Raw genomic sequence first — 16,247 nt, forward strand, 5'->3', positions numbered from 1 at the left:
TTAATCCTTCCTTAGATATGAAATGAAAAAGCCGTCGTTAATCTTCTCTGTTGGCATGTGTTTGATATATTCTTCCAAAGTAAAGTCTTTGTTCTCTTCAAGGAACTTCTTCAGTATATATTCGTTTTCCATCTTAAGTATGCTGCATGTACTATATACAAGTAGTCCGCCCTTCTTGACATAATTCTTCGCATTATTTAATATCTTCCACTGCTTTTGATTAAGTTCTTTAAGCTCCTTTGTTCCTATTTGATATTTTATCTCTGGCTTTCTTGATATTATACCACTTCCTGAGCAAGGCACATCTATCAAAACCTTATCAAAGACATCAACAAAGTCTTTATTAAGTTTCAATGCATCATTAAGTTTAAATTCAATGTTATCAAGTCCAAGCCTAGCTGCTTCTTTTTCAAGAAGTTTTATCTTATGCTCATATATGTCGCAGCTAGTTATAGAACCTTCTAATAACTTTTCAGCCATGTGCATACTCTTTCCACCAGGTGCTGCGCAAATGTCTAGTATCCTATCGCCCTTATTAAGCTTTATGTGATCTTGAAGACTCGCACTCGTTGCATCTTGAAAGGATATATATCCTTGACTAAATAAACTCTTGATGACATCACTCACCTTGTCATATATGATAAGGCTGTCAATAGATATATCGCTCTCTTCATACTTGATATTAAACTTATCAAGAAGAGCTTCTAGGTCTTTCTTATTCGTTTTCTTTGTGTTGATCCTTATATTAAGAAGTCTCTCATCCATTGACCTCTTTAAAAAGTTTAGAAGAGTTTCATTATCATAATCACTCACTAGAATATCCAAAAATTCTTTGCTTATGGAATATTCTACAGATAATCTCTCAAGCTCGTCAGAAATGTCAACTTTAACTAAGTCGTCTTTATTTCTTAGAAAATTTCTTAAGTTTGCATTAACAAAGCCTGCTAATCTTTTATTTATAGTCTTAGTAAGCTTCACCGCTTCATTAACTGCAGCACTCTCAGGTACCTTATCCATGTATATGATTTGATACAAAGCCATCTCTAAGACAATCAGTATATCGATGTCAATCTTACTAAGCTTAGTCGACGACAGCTTTGAGATGATGTAGTCAAGATACAGTTTTCTCTCTACAACACCATAAACAAGCTTTGTTACGAAAGACTTACTTTGTTCGCTATCTAATTTATTAAGTTCACTTCTTAGGCTAATGTTTGAGTAAGCCCCACTTGCAAATATATCTTTCAATATTAAAAAGCTTGTATATCTATCGCTGTTTTTAGTCATTTCTTCTCCTCATTGATAATAGTCTTAGTAGTTCACTAAGTGCCGCAAATGCTGAAGCTACATATGTTAATGCTGCAGCTCTTAAAACCTTTTTAGATCCGTATATAGTCTCATCATCAGCACCTTGCATAGAGCTAATTTCATTTAAAGCTCTCCTTGATGCATCAAACTCAACAGGTAATGTAACTAGCGTAAATAATACTATGACAGCATACAGAATTATGCCTATATCTAATAAGCCACCAAAGTTAAAGAACAAGCCTCCAAGTATTAGTAGCATAGCAAGTCTACTTGATACTCCTACGGCTGGTGCCATATAGTTTCTTAAGTTTAACATAGGGTAGCTTTCCTTATCTTGAATTGCATGTCCAACTTCGTGTGCTGCAACCGCAACAGAGGCGATGGATATGCCGTCTGATATGTCTCTTGATAAAGATAGGCTCTTATCTCTTGGGTCGTAGTGATCACTTAAGGTGCCAGGCACTTCTTTTATCGAGACATTCCTTAGGCCGTTCTTGTCTAAAATCTCTCTTGCTACATCCGAGCCATTGCGTCCCAATGAGCTACGTCTACCCATGTATTCTTTGTATACATAAGCAATCTTATATTGTGCATAAAAGCTTAGTAACATTGCCGGTATAACATAGATAAAGTATGAGCTTACATAACTATGGTACCTTCCTACAAATATTAAAAAGTTTAGCATAATCTTTCTCCTAACCTTTCTCCTACTTCTATCTTATTTCCTCTTATATAATCAGCTACCTTCATCCTCTTTTTGTTAGGCATTTGCACCTCACTTATGATTATGGCAGAGTCCTTACACTTAACCTTTATACCATCATTATTAACAGCTAATATAGTACCTTCTTTAGCGTCACTACTGTCTTTAGTCACGAAAGATGTGAATATCTTCATATTCTCTCCCTTATAAGTAGTAAAGGCAACTGGCCATGGCTGCATAGATCTAACTATGTGCTCGGTTTTAGATGCGCTTTCAGTAAAATCAATAAAAGCATCTTCCTTCTTAATCATCCTAACATATGAGCTCTTAGTGTCATCTTGGGGAGTTCCCTCATCAAGATCATTAAGATTGTTTAAATACTCAGTTATCATCTGAGCACCTAAGTTTGATAGTTTCATAGTTAATGTCTCTGCTGTGTCGTCATCTGATATAGGAAGCTCTCTCATCATAAGAATGTTTCCTGTATCAAGTCCCTTCGCCATCTTCATAAGTGTGATACCTGTTATTTTATCTTCATTAATGATAGCTGCTTGCACTGGTGCCGCACCTCTGTACTTTGGCAAAAGCGATGCATGTATGTTTATCGAGTGATACTTTTTCATGTAGAGTATTTCTTCTTTTATTATCTGACCATATGAAGCTACAACTATGACATCAGCATCTGTATCCTTGATTTTCGCTATGGACTCAGGGCTGTTTACATCTTCTGGCTGAAAGACTTCTATATCGTTATCAAGTGCATATGTCTTTAGCTCTGAATAAGTGACTTGCATCTTTCTACCACGTCTTCTGTCTGGCTGAGTAATAAGCATAGTTATGTCAAAGCCATTATCCTTCAAAGCCTTTAGAGGCGCCAGACTAAATAGCGGCGTTCCCATGTAAATGACTTTCATTATTTTGCCTCTGCCATCTTGTGTTCTTTATCTAATTTTGCCTTTAGTTCATCGTTTGTATACATCTTCTTAGCCTTGTCAGTGTATAAAACTCCCTTCAAATGATCTGTCTCGTGACATATAACCCTTGTCAAGAAGCCTTCTGTTTCAAGCTCGTGCTCCTTACCTTCAAGGTCTTGGTACTTAAGCTTAAGCTTTTCTGGTCTTTCTACAACTCCTGAGTAGCCCGGAACCGATAGACAGCCTTCGTAATCATCGCAGCTACCTTCTGTTTCAAGTATTTCTGGATTTACAAAGACCATAGGTCCTTCGCCTATATCTATAACTATCATTTGCTTAAGTATACCAACTTGCACAGCAGCAAGACCAACACCTTCTGCTTGGTCCATAGTCTCTATCATGTCATCTGCTAGCTCTTTAAGTCTATCATCAAAAACTTTAACTAGCTTGGATTGTTTTCTAAGTATTTCATCTTCATCGTGTCTAATATTTCTAATTGCCATCTTTACCTCCTATAAAAAATTTCTTGGATTTATATAAATGTTATAATTTACTTTTTTGTTCTTTGCAAACTTGCTTCTATATAAAATGAAGCGTATATAGTCTTTGATCTCTTTCGAGTATGTGTTTGTGTACTTAAGTATGATTTGATATCTATAGCTTGCGTTGATTCTCTCAATCGCGCACTGCATTAGCTTTGATATCTCGCACCTAATCTCATTCTTAGTTAAGTATCTTTCAATATCGCTTCTTAGGTACTCCATCTCTCTTTGAACAATATTTTTGTCTAAGCTCGTTCCAACGATGTATATCATGTTAATGAATGGTGGATACAAAAACTCTTTTCTAAGTGCAATTTCATTCTTATAAAATGCTTCATAGCTTCCCTTCATTGCATAGCCAATAGTCTCATTATCTTTTGAGTAGCTTTGCAGAAGCACTCTACCTTTCTCATCACGACCTGCTCTACCTGCAACTTGAGTAATCAGGTTATATGTGTCTTCATTTGCACAGTAGCTAGGGAAGTTTAAATTTGCGTCTACTGATACTATAATCGCTGCATCAACGTTCTTAAAGTCGAGACCCTTACTAATCATCTGAGTGCCTATAAGTATATCGACATCGCCTGCATTCATTTTTTTGTATAAGTTAATGTAGTCGTCTTCTGTTTTGATTGTATCACTATCTGCTCTTAATATCTTCGCATCTGGGAAAGTCTTTCTAAGCATCTCTTCAACTTTTTCTATGCCGTAGCCGGCAAAGCTCAAGTTCCGAGCACCGCAGCTTGGGCATGTCTTCGGTATGCTTTTTACAAGACCACAGTAGTGACACTTAAGTTTATTTATGCCCTTATGATATGTCATACTCACATCACAGTTGTCACAAGTAATCGTATAGCCGCAGCTCTTGCAAAAGATTTCCTTGTTGTAGCCTCGTCTGTTCAAAAAGACGATGCTTTGCTTCTTCGCCTTAAGGTTCTCATCGATGACTTCATAAAATCTGGATGAAATCTGACTAATGTTGCCCCTTTGCACTTCATCTATCATATCAACAAGCTCTATCTCAGCTTCCCTTTGTCCCTTTGCTTTTTTATCAAGCTCTAAGAGTTCATATATGCCGTGCTTTGCATTATAGTATGACGATACAGATGGTGTTGCACTCGCTAGTAGTAGCGTCGCTTTTTCATCCATGCTTCTATAGTATGCCACCTCATCTGTTTGATACTTAGGATTCATATCTGAGATGTAACTTTGATCGTGCTCTTCGTCTATGATTATAAGACCTAAGTTTTTGCACGGGGCAAATATTGCTGACCTTGCACCTATAACTATAGTAGGCGAAGAGGCCTTTATATCGTTATACTCATCAAAGCGTTCAGCTATGCTTAGCTTTGAGTGAAGCACGTGAACCTTTCTTTGAAAACGTCCTATAAAGCGTCTAATAGTTTGTGGTGTAAGGCTTATTTCGGGCACTAGTACTATAGCATCTTTACCCATTTGTATGCATTTTTCAACAAGGTGTAGGTAAATTTCTGTCTTACCGGAGCCTGTTACCCCTCTTAGTAAAAACTTCTCTCCTAAATTATTATCAAGAGAGTACTCCATCCTCTTATAAACCTTTTCTTGTTCTTTGTTAAGTTTTATCTTCTCATAAGAATCTACATCGTAGCCTCTCTTTCTTGACTCTTGCACATAGTCTTCTCTTAGGAAGCCATTCTTCACAAGAGTTTTTATAGGCGAAGACGATATATTAAGAGCGCTTATAATGTTTTTCTCTGTTGCACTTCCGCCGTTGTCCCTTAGATAATCGAGAACAGCTTTTTGCTTTGTGCTAAGCTTCTCATCATATCTTACAAGGCTGATATACTTTTCAAAGTGCTCCTTAACTTTTTGCTTTATCTTGTACTTCTCTACAAGCACTCCTTCATTAATGAGAGCTTTGATATCATTTTCGCTAATCATATCAAGCAAGGCATCCTTTGTGTACGCCTTGTCCTTTATTAGGCCATGCACATCAGCATTTGCATAATATAGTAAGTCAAGCTCCTTTATACCTCCAGGTGGAAAGACAAGTCTAAGTGCATCGTTGTATGTTGAGATGTATCTATTTCTAAGCCAATGTGCAAGATCAATCATCTTCTTATCTATGATGGCCTTGTCATCCAATACTTTAATTATGGACTTAATCTTTGCTTCATCGATATCAATTTCTTCACATGTATTTAAAACCACAGCAATGCTAGGCTTGTTTGACCTACCAAATGGAACTAAGACTCTAGTACCTATCTCGATCTCTTCATCAGTTTTATATGTGAAGACTCTATCTAAGACTCTTGATTTTGTATCAATAACAACTTGTACGAACATTAAATTTTCTTTCTATCTTTTAAAAGTACAGCAAGGTTGTCAAGTATGATATCTGCAAGCTCGCTCTTCTTCATAAGGTCGAATGATGTAGCGTTCTTCTTATCATATACAAAGCTTACTTTGTTCTCGTCACTTTTAAAACCTGAGCCCTTAAGCGTGATGTCGTTAGCGACTATCATGTCAGCACCTTTGGATAATAATTTTTTCTTCGCATTCTCAATAACGTTTTGAGACTCCGCCGCAAAACCTATGATGACCTTATCATCTTTCTTATCCTTAAGTGACTTTATGATGTCATCAGTCTTTTTTATCTTTATATCATGAACTTCGCTTGCTTCTTTTTTAATCTTCTCTGTGCTATATTCTGCTGGAGTGAAATCAGCTGGTGCTGCAGCCATTATTAAAGCATCGGCTGAAGCAAACTCTTTATTCACTGCTTCATACATATCCTTTGATGAAACGACGTTAACTATATTGAATGGATCTTTTATATCAAGATCGTTCGGTCCAATGATTAGAGTAACATCTGCACCTCTATTGTATGCCTTAAGAGCTATTTGGTAGCCCATCTTGCCAGTAGAGCGGTTTGAGATGTACCTAACAGGGTCTATCGCTTCAACAGTATGACCTGCTGTTACAAGTATCTTATACTTCTTAAGATCCTTCTTCGATAAGATATAATCAATACGGTCTATAATCCTGTCTGCATGAGGCATCTTGCCCTTGCCTATGTCACCGCAGGCAAGCATACCATAGTCCGCTTCTAATATGTCAATGCCCCTTTTCTTAAGTGTCTCAATGTTATCTTGTGTTGCTTCATTCTCAAGCATATTAGTATTCATTGCAGGAACTACAAGCTTCTTTGCTTTGCTAGCTAAGAAAGCAAGCGTAAGCATATTGTCACAGATGCCACTTGCAAGCTTTGCTATGGTGTTCGCAGTTGCAGGCGCTACAACAAAGATGTCTGCCCACTTAGCTATGTCTATATGCATAGGCTTAGCTTCATCATTAAAGACGTCTACATATACTTCGTTCTTTGAGAGTATCTTAAAGGTTTCGCATCCTACAAATTGAAGGGCATCCTTAGTCATAATAACTCTTACATTGTGCACCTTCGATAGCTTAGATACAAGGTCTGCTGCTTTGTATGCTGCAATACCTCCACTAACGCCAACTACAATGTTCTTTTTCATCTTAAATTTCGTATTCTATCTTGTCTTCAAGGTATTCATCCATAGCGATGGATACAGGGTTGTGTGACTCTGTGTCAACCTTTGCTTCTGCTCCATCAACTATTTGCCTAGCTCTCTTTGAAAGAATCATTACTAAGGCATATCTTGACATTGTTTCTAAATCTTCTTTATTTTTAATATAAATCATTTGTTTTCCCCCAATACTTTATCTTTTATATATTTGAATCTCTTCGCTCTATGTTTTTCCGCTTTGATGATGGACTCTATATCTCTAACTGCGTCCTCTAAGTAATCATTAACGACGAAGAAGTCATATTCCTCAACGAAGCTTATCTCTTTAAAGCCGTTTGCAATTCTGATCTCTAAGTCCTTTTCGCTCTCTGTTCCTCGTCCGACCAGTCTTCTTTTTAACTCTTCCATCGATGGTGGTATCAAGAAGATAAAGACAACTTCCTTCATCTTTTGCTTGATTTGCAAAGCACCTTGCACGTCTATCTCAAGAAGCACTATCTCTCCTTCTTCTATCCTCTTAGTGACGAAGTCTTTTGGAGTGCCATAGTAGTGTCCATGAACGCTTGCGTATTCCAAAAACTCATCGTTCTTTGCTCTTTTGAGAAACTCTTCTTCACTTAGGAAGAAATAGTTTTTGCCGTCCACTTCGCCTGGACGAGCCTGTCTTGTTGTTGCTGAGACTGAGAAGACTATGTCGTCGTTTCTTCTAAAAAGCTCATCAGCAACAGTGCCCTTGCCGCAACCCGACGGTCCAGATAGCACTATCAAAAAGCCTCTTTTCATCTAATTACCTCCGTTCAATCTTTCACTAATAGTTGAAGTAGCAAGTGTCGATAATACTATGGACTCGTTATCCATAATGATAACGCTCCTTGTTTTCTTACCGCATGTTGCATCTATGAGTCTAATAGTATCTCTGTTTTCCATGATAAGTCTCTTTATAGGTGCTGACTCCGGTCCTACAACAGCTATGACTCTATGTTTATTGATTAAGTTCCCAAATCCAACGTTAATGTATTCCATAATTCACCTACTCTATGTTTTGTATTTGTTCTCTAATCTTTTCGATTAGGTTCTTTTGCTCAACACCTATCTTAGATATCTCGATGTTATTAGTCTTGCTAAGTATAGTGTTGGACTCTCTGTTCATCTCTTGTATTAAGAAGTCCATCTTCTTACCTATGGCTTCGTCTGAGTTAAGCATGGCTTTGAATTGAGATATGTGGCTATACATCCTAACTATCTCTTCATCTATAGCATACTTGTCAAGTAATAGTGCAAGTTCAAACTCTAGTCTCTTCTCGTCAATTATGCTCTTGTCATCAATAAGCGCATCGTACTTCTTTAAGAAGTTTTCTTTATATTGATCCGAGTAAGATATATATAGCTCCTTAATCTTGTCAACGTTCTTCTCTATTGAATTAAGATTTTCTAGTATATCACGCTTAAGGTTTTCTCCCTCTCTAATTCTCATATCATCAAAGTTGTCAAGCGCCTTCTCAAGTGTCTCAAGCAGTATATCAAGAAACTCATCGCTCTCGTAGTTATTCTTAACAATGCTTAAGACTTCTTGCTGACTTATGATGTCTTCAAGTTTAATCTCGTCATCAAGACCAAGCTCTTCCTTGATAGTCCTTAGAGCCTTCATATACTTTCTTAAGAAAACTAAATCCACTTCAACATCATTAGGGTCGTCCTCTAAGAATACAACTGTTAGGAAGCAATCTATCTTTGCTCTCGATATTCTCTTTTTAATTGCAAACCTTATTTTGTCCTCGTACTCGATAAGCGAGCGTGGACTCCTTAAGTTTAAATCAAAGTATCTGTTATTAACAGACTTAAGTTCAAATTTTATCTTATACTTCTCACATATATATTCGCTTGAACCATATGAGGTCATACTCTTTAACATAGTCTCACTCCTTATGCATACATTATACCATCTATTAATAAAAATATATATAGAATATGACAAATTCTTCATATTTATAATCTTTATCTTTGATATAATAGATGCAAGGAGTGATTAGATGTCATTTGATGGAATTGTAACTAGAGCCTTGACTGATGAGTTCAACACTAAGTACATCGGTGCAAGGGTCGATAAGATATATCAAACTGAAAAAGATGAAATAATGATTAATATGAGGAGCAAAGATGGTGCTTTCAAAGTGCTAATTAGCGCATCGAGTAATAACCCGCGCTTCTATGTAAGTAAGGTCACTAAAGAGAACCCAAGCGAAGCACCTTTATTCTCTATGATACTTAGAAAGAACCTATCTGGTTCAAAACTACTTCGTGTTGAGCAGTTCGGCTTCGATAGAGCTGTAAGCTTTATCTTCAAAGGCTACAATGATTTTCATGAAGAAGCTCTCTACTACCTCGTTGTTGAGATCATGGGTAAGTACTCGAACATCATACTATTAAACGAAGACCACAAGATCATCGATGCTATAAAGAGGGTCTCTACCCTTATGTCTAGAGAGCGTGAGATAGAACCTTCTCTTATATATGAAAGGCCGCCTGTCTTTGATAGACTATCGCCAATGGATGTGGATGAAGATTTGCTTAAAGATATGATAAGTAAGAAGCTTGACGAAGAGGTAAAAGACTTTTTAATGAAGTCCTTTCTTGGACTAAGTACCGAGATAGTAAATAAGATACTCTTCGATGCAGCTCTAGATGAGAGCTACCTACTTAAGAACTTAGATGATAAAGCCATAGATAAACTAGCAAAGGCTTTCACCAATACCTTTGACAAACTAAGTGCAAATGATTACAGCTTCAATATATATAAGCTTAGTGAAAGAAAGAGCGTCTACAACGCCATCTGTCTAGATCAATACGCCTCGGTTGATAAAGAAAGCTTTGATAGTATAAGCGAGCTTCTCGATAAGTATTACTATGAAAAGGATCAAAAGGACAGAATAACTCAGCGCTCACAAAATATGAGGCACACTATAAGCGCTAATCTTAAGAGAGCAAAAAATAAATTGCAAAAGCAAAAAGAAGAGATGCTTGAGAGTGCAAACAGAGAAGCATACAAGGTATACGCTGACCTCATCTCTTCAAACATACACAAGATTACTAAAGGCCTTAAAGAGATTACTCTTGAGAACTTCTACGACAATATGAATGAGCTAGTAGTGCCACTTGATCAAAAGTTATCCAGTGTGCAAAACGCACAAAGGTACTACAAGAGATATCAAAAAATGAAGCAAAGAGAAATAGTCTTAGAGAAGCAAATCGAAAACACTGAAGATGAGATTAAGTATCTTGAGCTTGTAACAGATGCGATAGAGAGGACTGAGGATGTAAAGAACCTTGATGAGATATACTTTGAGCTTGTTAAGAATGGCTACATCAAAAAAGATAAGAAGATTAAAAATAAGCCAAAAAAAATCGCCATACATTCGATTGATTATGACGATACTAGTAAAGTGTACTATGGCAAGAACAACTTGCAAAACGAATACATCACCTTCAAGGTCGCTGACAAAAATGATGTATGGATGCACGTCAAGGGCTTCCCTGGCTCGCACGTCGTAATCAAGTGTGACGGCTACCCTAGTGATGATCTATTAGTCTTCGCAGCAAAAATTGCCGCAAAAAATTCAAAAGCCAAAGACTCTAACAAGGTTGATGTTGACTTCACAACGAGGAAGAATGTTAAGAAACACCCTAGTGGTAAGACAGGCCTCGTTAACTATGTGAACTTCAAAACCATCACTGTAGATCTTTAGCTTTATATAAATTCGTTTTGATGAGTGCCTCTTTAAAATATGCTGGCACATCACTCTCAACACTTATTAAATTGTTTGATATTGGATGGACGAAACTTACTTTTCTGCAATGTAAGATATGTCCGTCCATTTTTATTTTGCCACGGTAGCCATAAGTCTTGTCACCAAGCACGGGATGATTAAGGTATGAAAGGTGCACTCTGATCTGATGCGTTCTTCCTGTCTTGATAAGGACTCTTAAGTATGAGTACTCATCATTTTGTTTAAGTAAATGGATTTCGGAGTGTGCCTCTTTGCCTTCATCAGATACGCACATCTTTATCTTCTTTATCGGGTCACGCATAATGCCCTTATCAACTACAGTCAACTCACCCTTAAATGTGCCCACGGCTATGGTGATGTACTCTTTGTATATCTCTCTTGACTTAAAGAGCTCCTTCATCTTTTCATGCACTTCGTTGTTCTTTGCAATGATGATCAGGCCGCTCGTGTCCTTGTCAAGCCTGTGGACTATGCCTGGCCTTGTTTCGTCAATATCGCTTAGTGAAGCAAATCTATATAGCAAAAAATTTACTAAACTTATCTCGTCATCATTAGTCGGATGAACTATAAGTCCCCTCGGCTTATCAATTACAGCTATGTCATCATCCTCGTACAGAACTTTTATATCCATAGGGGTCTTTTCAAAGCGCCTCGACTCTTTCTCTATAAGTTCTATCTCGTCACCCGCATTTAACTTATAAGAAGCTTTCACAGACTCGCCATTAAGTTTTACATAGCCTTCTTCAATAAGCTTCTTATACAATGACCTCGTCTTAGAAGCATCATAGCTTGCCAAAAATGCATCTAGCCTTTGAGATGCATCAGAATCCATTACTTTAATTACTCTTCTTTGCATTTTTATCTTTAATCTTTAAATAAAAGTAATATCCGATAAATAAGACAATGATTACGCACATGTAGCTATCAGCTAAGTTGAAGCATGGGTACTGGTATGAACCAAACTTAAAGGATATAAAGTCGATAACGTAACCTCTAAAAACTCTGTCAATGAAATTGCCAAGTATACCTGCTAGGAAAAACGATAAGAATACCTTCTCATACATAGCAAGCGTATTAAACTCTGTAATAAATATATATAAAATTATCGCTATGGCAATGAAGGTTACTACGTAGAAGAAGATGTGTTTACCTTGCATAATGCCAAAGGCTGCACCTCTGTTCTCAACATAATCAAACGAAAAAAAGTTTGGAATTATTTCGTATGCAGTTCTGCCTTCTAAGTATAGCTTTGCAAAATACTTTGTTATTTGATCTAGTGCAACTGCTAGTACTACTATTAATAAATAAATCATGTAACACCTACTTTATAATTTTAATGATCAGCTTAGCTTTGTCCTTCTTGCTAAGTCCAAGGTAGTCTCCTATTATAAACCTGCCGCGCCTTCTTAATGAGACTAGGTCGCCTACGTTTACTGCCTCGCTTATCTTGTAAGTTACTTTGTAGTTAAGTTTTACAAGACCTGCTTCTATGGCACTCTTCGCATCGCTTCTTGATAGATTATAAACATTTGCAAGAACTAAGTCTAGTCTTAATGAAGCACAAGTGATTAGCTTCTCTTCATACTCAAGTTCTCTACTGATTTTTGATTTTAAGTCAATCACTTCAAGCGCTACACCATAGTTCTTAATCTTCTCAAGGTTGAGTAGTACATAGTCTAAAATCTCGTTCTTAATGTAGAAGTATATAGCATCATCCTTTATAATGATGTCTCCAAGCTTTTCTCTTCTTATACCTAAGGATAATATAGATCCAAGCACGTCTTTGTGCGCTATCTCGTAGTCCTTCTTATCTATCTTGACAAGGCTTATATACTCAGAAGCCTCTGGCTCGTCCATGTAATCAGGATAAATTAAAATAGCCTTACTTTCAGAATCTTCATTCCCAATAAGGCTAAAACTTATAGTATCATACGTATTTATTAGTGAGACAAGTTCTTTCACTTCAAAAGGGTTGTAGAAGTCCGTGCACTCGATAGACTTATTTTTCGAAACAATATCACAAATATCTATAACCCTTCTTGCAATGTCTTTGTTCTCACTACTAATATGATCTAAATTTTTTGACTTATTCATTAAAATGGAAACATGCCTCTGCTTTTAAGTTCGTCTTTTAAGCCATCTATAGCAACGTTCTTTGGTGCTAATACAAAGATGTCTCTTGTAACTTTTTGTATGCTTCCATCGATAGCGTAGATACCGCCATTGATAAAGTCAAAAATTTGTCTTTTAACACTAGCTTCTAGTTGTTCAAAGTTAACAACAACCGCCTTGCCTTGTCTTAAGTCATCAATAATAAGTGGTGCTTCGTCATAGCCAAGTGGCTCTTGCACAGTGATAATCATAGAGCTAGTCTTTCTTTGAATAGGAACAACATTTTCCTTTTCTTTCTTTCTTGAGAAGATAGATGCTTCCTTTTGTGGCTCTTCTTCTACTGCTTCGTCCTCATCTTCGTAATCGTATTCTTCATCGTAATCGTCATCGCCGAATCCTAAGAAATACTTTACTTTGTCCATAAAACCCATAATAAACCTCCTAATAATTTCTTTCGCCAAATATCTTTGAGCCGATCCTCAATATATTTGATCCTTCTTGTATTGCAATTTTATAATCATGTGACATACCCATGGATAGGTATTTCAAGTCAACATTGTCATAGTTATTTTTTGCTAGTTTCTCTTTTAGTTCATAAAGACCTCTAAAAGTATCTCTAACGACTTTTTCATCATCAGTGAATGGTGCCATAGTCATGAAGCCTACAATATGTATGTTTTTATACTCGTGCATCTTCTCTAAGGCTTCAGCTACTTCATCTTTGTAGAAACCACTCTTTGATTCTTCTTTAGAAATATTTACTTGTAAAAGTCCATCTAGCTTCATATCATTGTTTTTTAATCTCTTGTCAAGTGCTTCAATAAGGTCAAGGCTATCAAGCGAGTGAATTAATTTTATCTTGCCTAGTAGCTTATTAATCTTGTTCTTTTGAAGACTTCCTATCATGTGAAATTCGAAGTCGTCTTTCAAGGCTTCATACTTTTCTTCTATCTCTTGAACTTTGTTCTCACCAATCTCGTTAAGATTAAATTCTTTAATCTCTTTAATCCTTGCTACATCAACAGTCTTTGTTACCGCTAATAACTTTACTTCATCTTTCTTTCTTCCTGCTAAGTCAATCTCTTTATCGATAGACTCTAAAAGATCAATTAAATTCTCTTTTACACTCATCATAGTATGTCACCCTCCTTTACAGTCGACGGAAATACCACAACTTCGTCATAATATTTTATGCTCTTAAAACTTAAATTCTTGTAATTCATATTGCCCTTATCGTCAGTTCTCATAACATAAATGTTGTCCCTATCACTGCCGACTAAAAGCACTTTTTTATATCTTATAGTGTTGTCAATGTCTTTTATGAATACACCCTTTTCGCTGCCTCTGTCAATTAAAGCACTCTTTGGTAGTTTGAACGTCTTATACTCGTCAAATATGATTTCCATCTTTGAAAATCTGTCTTTATATAGCTCCGATATCCTCTCTCTGATATTCAAAAGCAGCTTATAAGTCTTAGCCGCCTTTTCTTTCTTTAGAACCCTTGCATATGTCTTTGTTCCTGTTAAGTCCCACTCGATAAGCACTACATCATTCACTTCGACATTATCAAGCTTTTCATTATCAGAAAAGGCTAGTATGTTCATTGAAAAATTATCTAGTATCTTAAAGTTTTGATTGTTTTTACCTTTGTTTAAGCTGTAATTCTTGCTGTCATCAATTAAGTCCTTCTCTTGCAAAGCATCGAAGTTATTGCTAGTATATTTATCTTCCAAGCCATCAATAAAGTAGCTTACTATGCCTGACATCGATACCTTGATTGAAGGAGCGTCGCTCTTCTTACTTTCTTTAAGAGCCTCTCTCATCTCTAAAAGCTTATCAATGGAGTAATTTTTAATACTCTCGTAGTAAGCATCTTCTTCATCATCGTCGCTTTCTAAGATTTGTGATAGGTCTTCATACCTTTTTTGATTTATGCTTATCTGCAAGGCCTTAATCTTTGCCATTATGATTTTTTCATCAACATTGTCTTCGTCGCTAACATCATAATCAAGATCTTCTAATCTTTTATTTATGGCATCAATCTTTTTATCAATAATATCGTTAGCACTTCTTGTTACGCTTAAGTTCTCAAGACCTCTTTTAACCTTTTCGCCTTCTTTAGCCTTAGTTAGAAAGTAAGAATTCCTACCTGCTTGATACACTTCTTCAGTCTTAATAAGCGCTGAATTCATTGCAACTGAGTTGTAGAAAACTTCCTCAACAGGTGTTTGCGTAACAATCTTTTTCTTAAAGAAAGATGTGATTATGGTGTTAAATGCAACTATTATGAATATAAAAGCTACCAAAACTCCTAAAAATCTCGAGAAGCCTTTGCCGTTCTTCTTATCTATCTTCATACTTTTCTATCTCGTGTTTAAGCGGTCTACCCATAAGCTCAGCAACAACGCTGTCTAGCGGGTAATCTTCATATAAAAGTTTATACATCATATCAACTATCGGCATCTCTACAGAGTATTTTTCCTTAAGCATGTAAGTTGACTTAGTAGTCTTTATACCTTCAACAACCATGCCAACCTTTTCTATAGCACCTTCTGTAGATAGTCCCTCGCCAATATATACACCGCAAGTTTTATTTCTTGAGTGCTTACTTGTACAAGTTACGACTAGGTCGCCTATGCCAGCTAGTCCATAGAAAGTCGATGCCTTCGCTCCTAGAGCTATGCCTAATTTTGTAATCTCGTGTATACCTCTTGTGATAAGTGCGGCCTTAGTGTTGTCGCCATAGCCCTTGCCTTCGCAAATGCCGCTTCCTAAAGCGATGATATTCTTAGTCGCGCCAGCAAGCTCAACACCAAGTAGGTCATCATTAACATAAACCCTTAAGTTGTCATTAGAGAATATGTCTTGAATAAACTCAGCATCATTAACCGATTTAGATGCACTAACAATAGTTGTCGGTATACCAATTGCAACTTCTTCTGCATGCGATGGTCCAGATAGTGAAACAAATCTTGCCTTTGGATTAAATTCATAGAAAACCTCGCTCATAGTCTTAAGCGAATCAATCTCTATACCCTTGCTAACATTGACAAAAATTTTATCTTCATCAATGTACTTATCTATAGTCTTTAAAACATTTCTAAGCTCTTGACTAGGTACTGCAAGTACAACTACATCTGCATCTTTAACAGCTTGTTCTATATCGTTAAGCAAAATTATATTCTCAGGAAGTTCTACCCCCTTCAAGTACTTATTGTTTATTCGAGTTTCTTTTATTAAATTATAAGAGTCCTTATTTCTAATATATTGATATAAGTTTTCTCCTCTTTTTGCTAGATGTATAGCTAAGGCTGTTCCAAAGCTACCTCCACCAATTACTGAAATTCTCAAAA

At 36.5% G+C, this 16,247-nt stretch carries 18 protein-coding genes; 1 reads left to right on the forward strand and 17 read right to left on the reverse strand.

Annotated features, from left to right (window positions below):
• The 10 genes from rsmB to KO172_RS07540 are packed head-to-tail and all read right to left on the reverse strand — an operon-like array spanning nt 1 to nt 8,909.
• Nucleotides 1-1,287, reverse strand: a complete 1,287-nt coding sequence (gene rsmB / locus KO172_RS07495) for a 16S rRNA (cytosine(967)-C(5))-methyltransferase RsmB (protein ID WP_215493076.1) — start codon at nt 1,285-1,287, stop codon at nt 1-3.
• Nucleotides 1,280-1,993, reverse strand: a complete 714-nt coding sequence (locus KO172_RS07500) for a zinc metallopeptidase (protein WP_215493078.1) — start codon at nt 1,991-1,993, stop codon at nt 1,280-1,282. Before KO172_RS07500 ends, rsmB begins: the two co-directional genes overlap by 8 nt.
• A complete protein-coding gene (gene fmt, locus KO172_RS07505; protein ID WP_215493079.1) occupies nt 1,987-2,925 on the reverse strand; it encodes a methionyl-tRNA formyltransferase in 939 nt (312 codons plus the stop codon). Before fmt ends, KO172_RS07500 begins: the two co-directional genes overlap by 7 nt.
• Nucleotides 2,925-3,428, reverse strand: a complete 504-nt coding sequence (gene def, locus KO172_RS07510) for a peptide deformylase (RefSeq protein ID WP_215493081.1) — start codon at nt 3,426-3,428, stop codon at nt 2,925-2,927. Before def ends, fmt begins: the two co-directional genes overlap by 1 nt.
• A gap of 9 nt (nt 3,429-3,437) precedes the next feature.
• Complete coding sequence (gene priA, locus KO172_RS07515; protein ID WP_215493083.1) at nt 3,438-5,792, reverse strand: replication restart helicase PriA; 2,355 nt, start codon at nt 5,790-5,792, stop codon at nt 3,438-3,440.
• On the reverse strand, nt 5,792-6,985 hold the full coding sequence (coaBC, locus tag KO172_RS07520; RefSeq protein WP_215493085.1) for a bifunctional phosphopantothenoylcysteine decarboxylase/phosphopantothenate--cysteine ligase CoaBC: 1,194 nt from the start codon (nt 6,983-6,985) through the stop codon (nt 5,792-5,794). Before coaBC ends, priA begins: the two co-directional genes overlap by 1 nt.
• A gap of 1 nt (nt 6,986) precedes the next feature.
• The gene (gene rpoZ, locus KO172_RS07525; RefSeq protein ID WP_215493087.1) at nt 6,987-7,172 is read right to left on the reverse strand and encodes a DNA-directed RNA polymerase subunit omega; all 186 of its coding nucleotides are present in this window, start codon (nt 7,170-7,172) and stop codon (nt 6,987-6,989) included.
• The gene (gene gmk / locus KO172_RS07530; RefSeq protein ID WP_215493089.1) at nt 7,169-7,780 is read right to left on the reverse strand and encodes a guanylate kinase; all 612 of its coding nucleotides are present in this window, start codon (nt 7,778-7,780) and stop codon (nt 7,169-7,171) included. The genes rpoZ and gmk overlap by 4 nt, the downstream gene beginning before the upstream one ends.
• Nucleotides 7,781-8,020 (reverse strand): extracellular matrix/biofilm biosynthesis regulator RemA family protein, encoded by a 240-nt coding sequence (locus tag KO172_RS07535; RefSeq protein WP_019214657.1) that lies wholly within the window; start codon nt 8,018-8,020, stop codon nt 7,781-7,783.
• 7 nt (nt 8,021-8,027) lie between these two features.
• Nucleotides 8,028-8,909 (reverse strand): YicC/YloC family endoribonuclease, encoded by an 882-nt coding sequence (locus tag KO172_RS07540; protein WP_215493091.1) that lies wholly within the window; start codon nt 8,907-8,909, stop codon nt 8,028-8,030.
• A gap of 118 nt (nt 8,910-9,027) precedes the next feature.
• Between KO172_RS07540 and KO172_RS07545 the strand changes: the two genes are divergently transcribed.
• A complete protein-coding gene (locus tag KO172_RS07545) occupies nt 9,028-10,740 on the forward strand; it encodes an Rqc2 family fibronectin-binding protein (RefSeq protein WP_215493094.1) in 1,713 nt (570 codons plus the stop codon).
• Here KO172_RS07545 and KO172_RS07550 read toward each other — a convergent pair.
• The 7 genes from KO172_RS07550 to KO172_RS07580 are packed head-to-tail and all read right to left on the reverse strand — an operon-like array spanning nt 10,724 to nt 16,245.
• Nucleotides 10,724-11,614: an RluA family pseudouridine synthase gene (locus KO172_RS07550; protein WP_215493096.1), complete on the reverse strand. Its 891-nt coding sequence runs from the start codon at nt 11,612-11,614 to the stop codon at nt 10,724-10,726. The two genes, KO172_RS07545 and KO172_RS07550, sit on opposite strands and share 17 nt — an antisense overlap.
• A gap of 4 nt (nt 11,615-11,618) precedes the next feature.
• Nucleotides 11,619-12,095 (reverse strand): signal peptidase II, encoded by a 477-nt coding sequence (gene lspA / locus KO172_RS07555; protein WP_215493098.1) that lies wholly within the window; start codon nt 12,093-12,095, stop codon nt 11,619-11,621.
• A 7-nt stretch (nt 12,096-12,102) separates the two neighbouring features.
• Nucleotides 12,103-12,876, reverse strand: coding sequence for a YlmH family RNA-binding protein (locus KO172_RS07560; protein ID WP_215493105.1), 774 nt, complete (start codon nt 12,874-12,876; stop codon nt 12,103-12,105).
• Nucleotides 12,876-13,325, reverse strand: coding sequence for a cell division protein SepF (locus KO172_RS07565; protein WP_215493107.1), 450 nt, complete (start codon nt 13,323-13,325; stop codon nt 12,876-12,878). Before KO172_RS07565 ends, KO172_RS07560 begins: the two co-directional genes overlap by 1 nt.
• Before the next feature lie 10 nt (nt 13,326-13,335).
• Nucleotides 13,336-14,028 carry a YggS family pyridoxal phosphate-dependent enzyme gene (locus KO172_RS07570; protein ID WP_251320158.1) on the reverse strand — a complete coding sequence of 231 codons (693 nt, stop codon included), beginning with the start codon at nt 14,026-14,028 and terminating at the stop codon, nt 13,336-13,338.
• The gene (locus tag KO172_RS07575) at nt 14,025-15,251 is read right to left on the reverse strand and encodes a biotin/lipoyl attachment domain-containing protein (protein WP_215493109.1); all 1,227 of its coding nucleotides are present in this window, start codon (nt 15,249-15,251) and stop codon (nt 14,025-14,027) included. The genes KO172_RS07570 and KO172_RS07575 overlap by 4 nt, the downstream gene beginning before the upstream one ends.
• Nucleotides 15,238-16,245: an NAD(P)H-dependent glycerol-3-phosphate dehydrogenase gene (locus KO172_RS07580; protein ID WP_215493128.1), complete on the reverse strand. Its 1,008-nt coding sequence runs from the start codon at nt 16,243-16,245 to the stop codon at nt 15,238-15,240. The genes KO172_RS07575 and KO172_RS07580 overlap by 14 nt, the downstream gene beginning before the upstream one ends.
• Between the last annotated feature and the right edge of the window lie 2 nt (nt 16,246-16,247).

The sequence above is a fragment of the Fenollaria sporofastidiosus genome (genome assembly GCF_943169635.2).
In the GTDB taxonomy this organism is placed as follows: Bacteria; Bacillota; Clostridia; order Tissierellales; family Peptoniphilaceae; genus Fenollaria; species Fenollaria sporofastidiosus.

Bases quoted from the DNA above. Each gene is read 5' to 3' on its own strand.
- coaBC (WP_215493085.1), bottom strand. From the start codon at position 6,985: ATGAAAAAGAACATTGTAGTTGGCGTTAGTGGAGGTATTGCAGCATAC.
- KO172_RS07500 (WP_215493078.1), bottom strand. From the start codon at position 1,993: ATGCTAAACTTTTTAATATTTGTAGGAAGGTACCATAGTTATGTAAGC.
- priA (WP_215493083.1), bottom strand. From the start codon at position 5,792: ATGTTCGTACAAGTTGTTATTGATACAAAATCAAGAGTCTTAGATAGA.
- KO172_RS07545 (WP_215493094.1), top strand. From the start codon at position 9,028: ATGTCATTTGATGGAATTGTAACTAGAGCCTTGACTGATGAGTTCAAC.
- rpoZ (WP_215493087.1), bottom strand. From the start codon at position 7,172: ATGATTTATATTAAAAATAAAGAAGATTTAGAAACAATGTCAAGATAT.
- KO172_RS07570 (WP_251320158.1), bottom strand. From the start codon at position 14,028: ATGATGAGTGTAAAAGAGAATTTAATTGATCTTTTAGAGTCTATCGAT.
- fmt (WP_215493079.1), bottom strand. From the start codon at position 2,925: ATGAAAGTCATTTACATGGGAACGCCGCTATTTAGTCTGGCGCCTCTA.
- rsmB (WP_215493076.1), bottom strand. From the start codon at position 1,287: ATGACTAAAAACAGCGATAGATATACAAGCTTTTTAATATTGAAAGAT.
- KO172_RS07535 (WP_019214657.1), bottom strand. From the start codon at position 8,020: ATGGAATACATTAACGTTGGATTTGGGAACTTAATCAATAAACATAGA.
- KO172_RS07550 (WP_215493096.1), bottom strand. From the start codon at position 11,614: ATGGATTCTGATGCATCTCAAAGGCTAGATGCATTTTTGGCAAGCTAT.
- gmk (WP_215493089.1), bottom strand. From the start codon at position 7,780: ATGAAAAGAGGCTTTTTGATAGTGCTATCTGGACCGTCGGGTTGCGGC.
- KO172_RS07575 (WP_215493109.1), bottom strand. From the start codon at position 15,251: ATGAAGATAGATAAGAAGAACGGCAAAGGCTTCTCGAGATTTTTAGGA.
- def (WP_215493081.1), bottom strand. From the start codon at position 3,428: ATGGCAATTAGAAATATTAGACACGATGAAGATGAAATACTTAGAAAA.
- KO172_RS07560 (WP_215493105.1), bottom strand. From the start codon at position 12,876: ATGAATAAGTCAAAAAATTTAGATCATATTAGTAGTGAGAACAAAGAC.
- KO172_RS07565 (WP_215493107.1), bottom strand. From the start codon at position 13,325: ATGGGTTTTATGGACAAAGTAAAGTATTTCTTAGGATTCGGCGATGAC.
- lspA (WP_215493098.1), bottom strand. From the start codon at position 12,095: ATGATTTATTTATTAATAGTAGTACTAGCAGTTGCACTAGATCAAATA.
- KO172_RS07540 (WP_215493091.1), bottom strand. From the start codon at position 8,909: ATGTTAAAGAGTATGACCTCATATGGTTCAAGCGAATATATATGTGAG.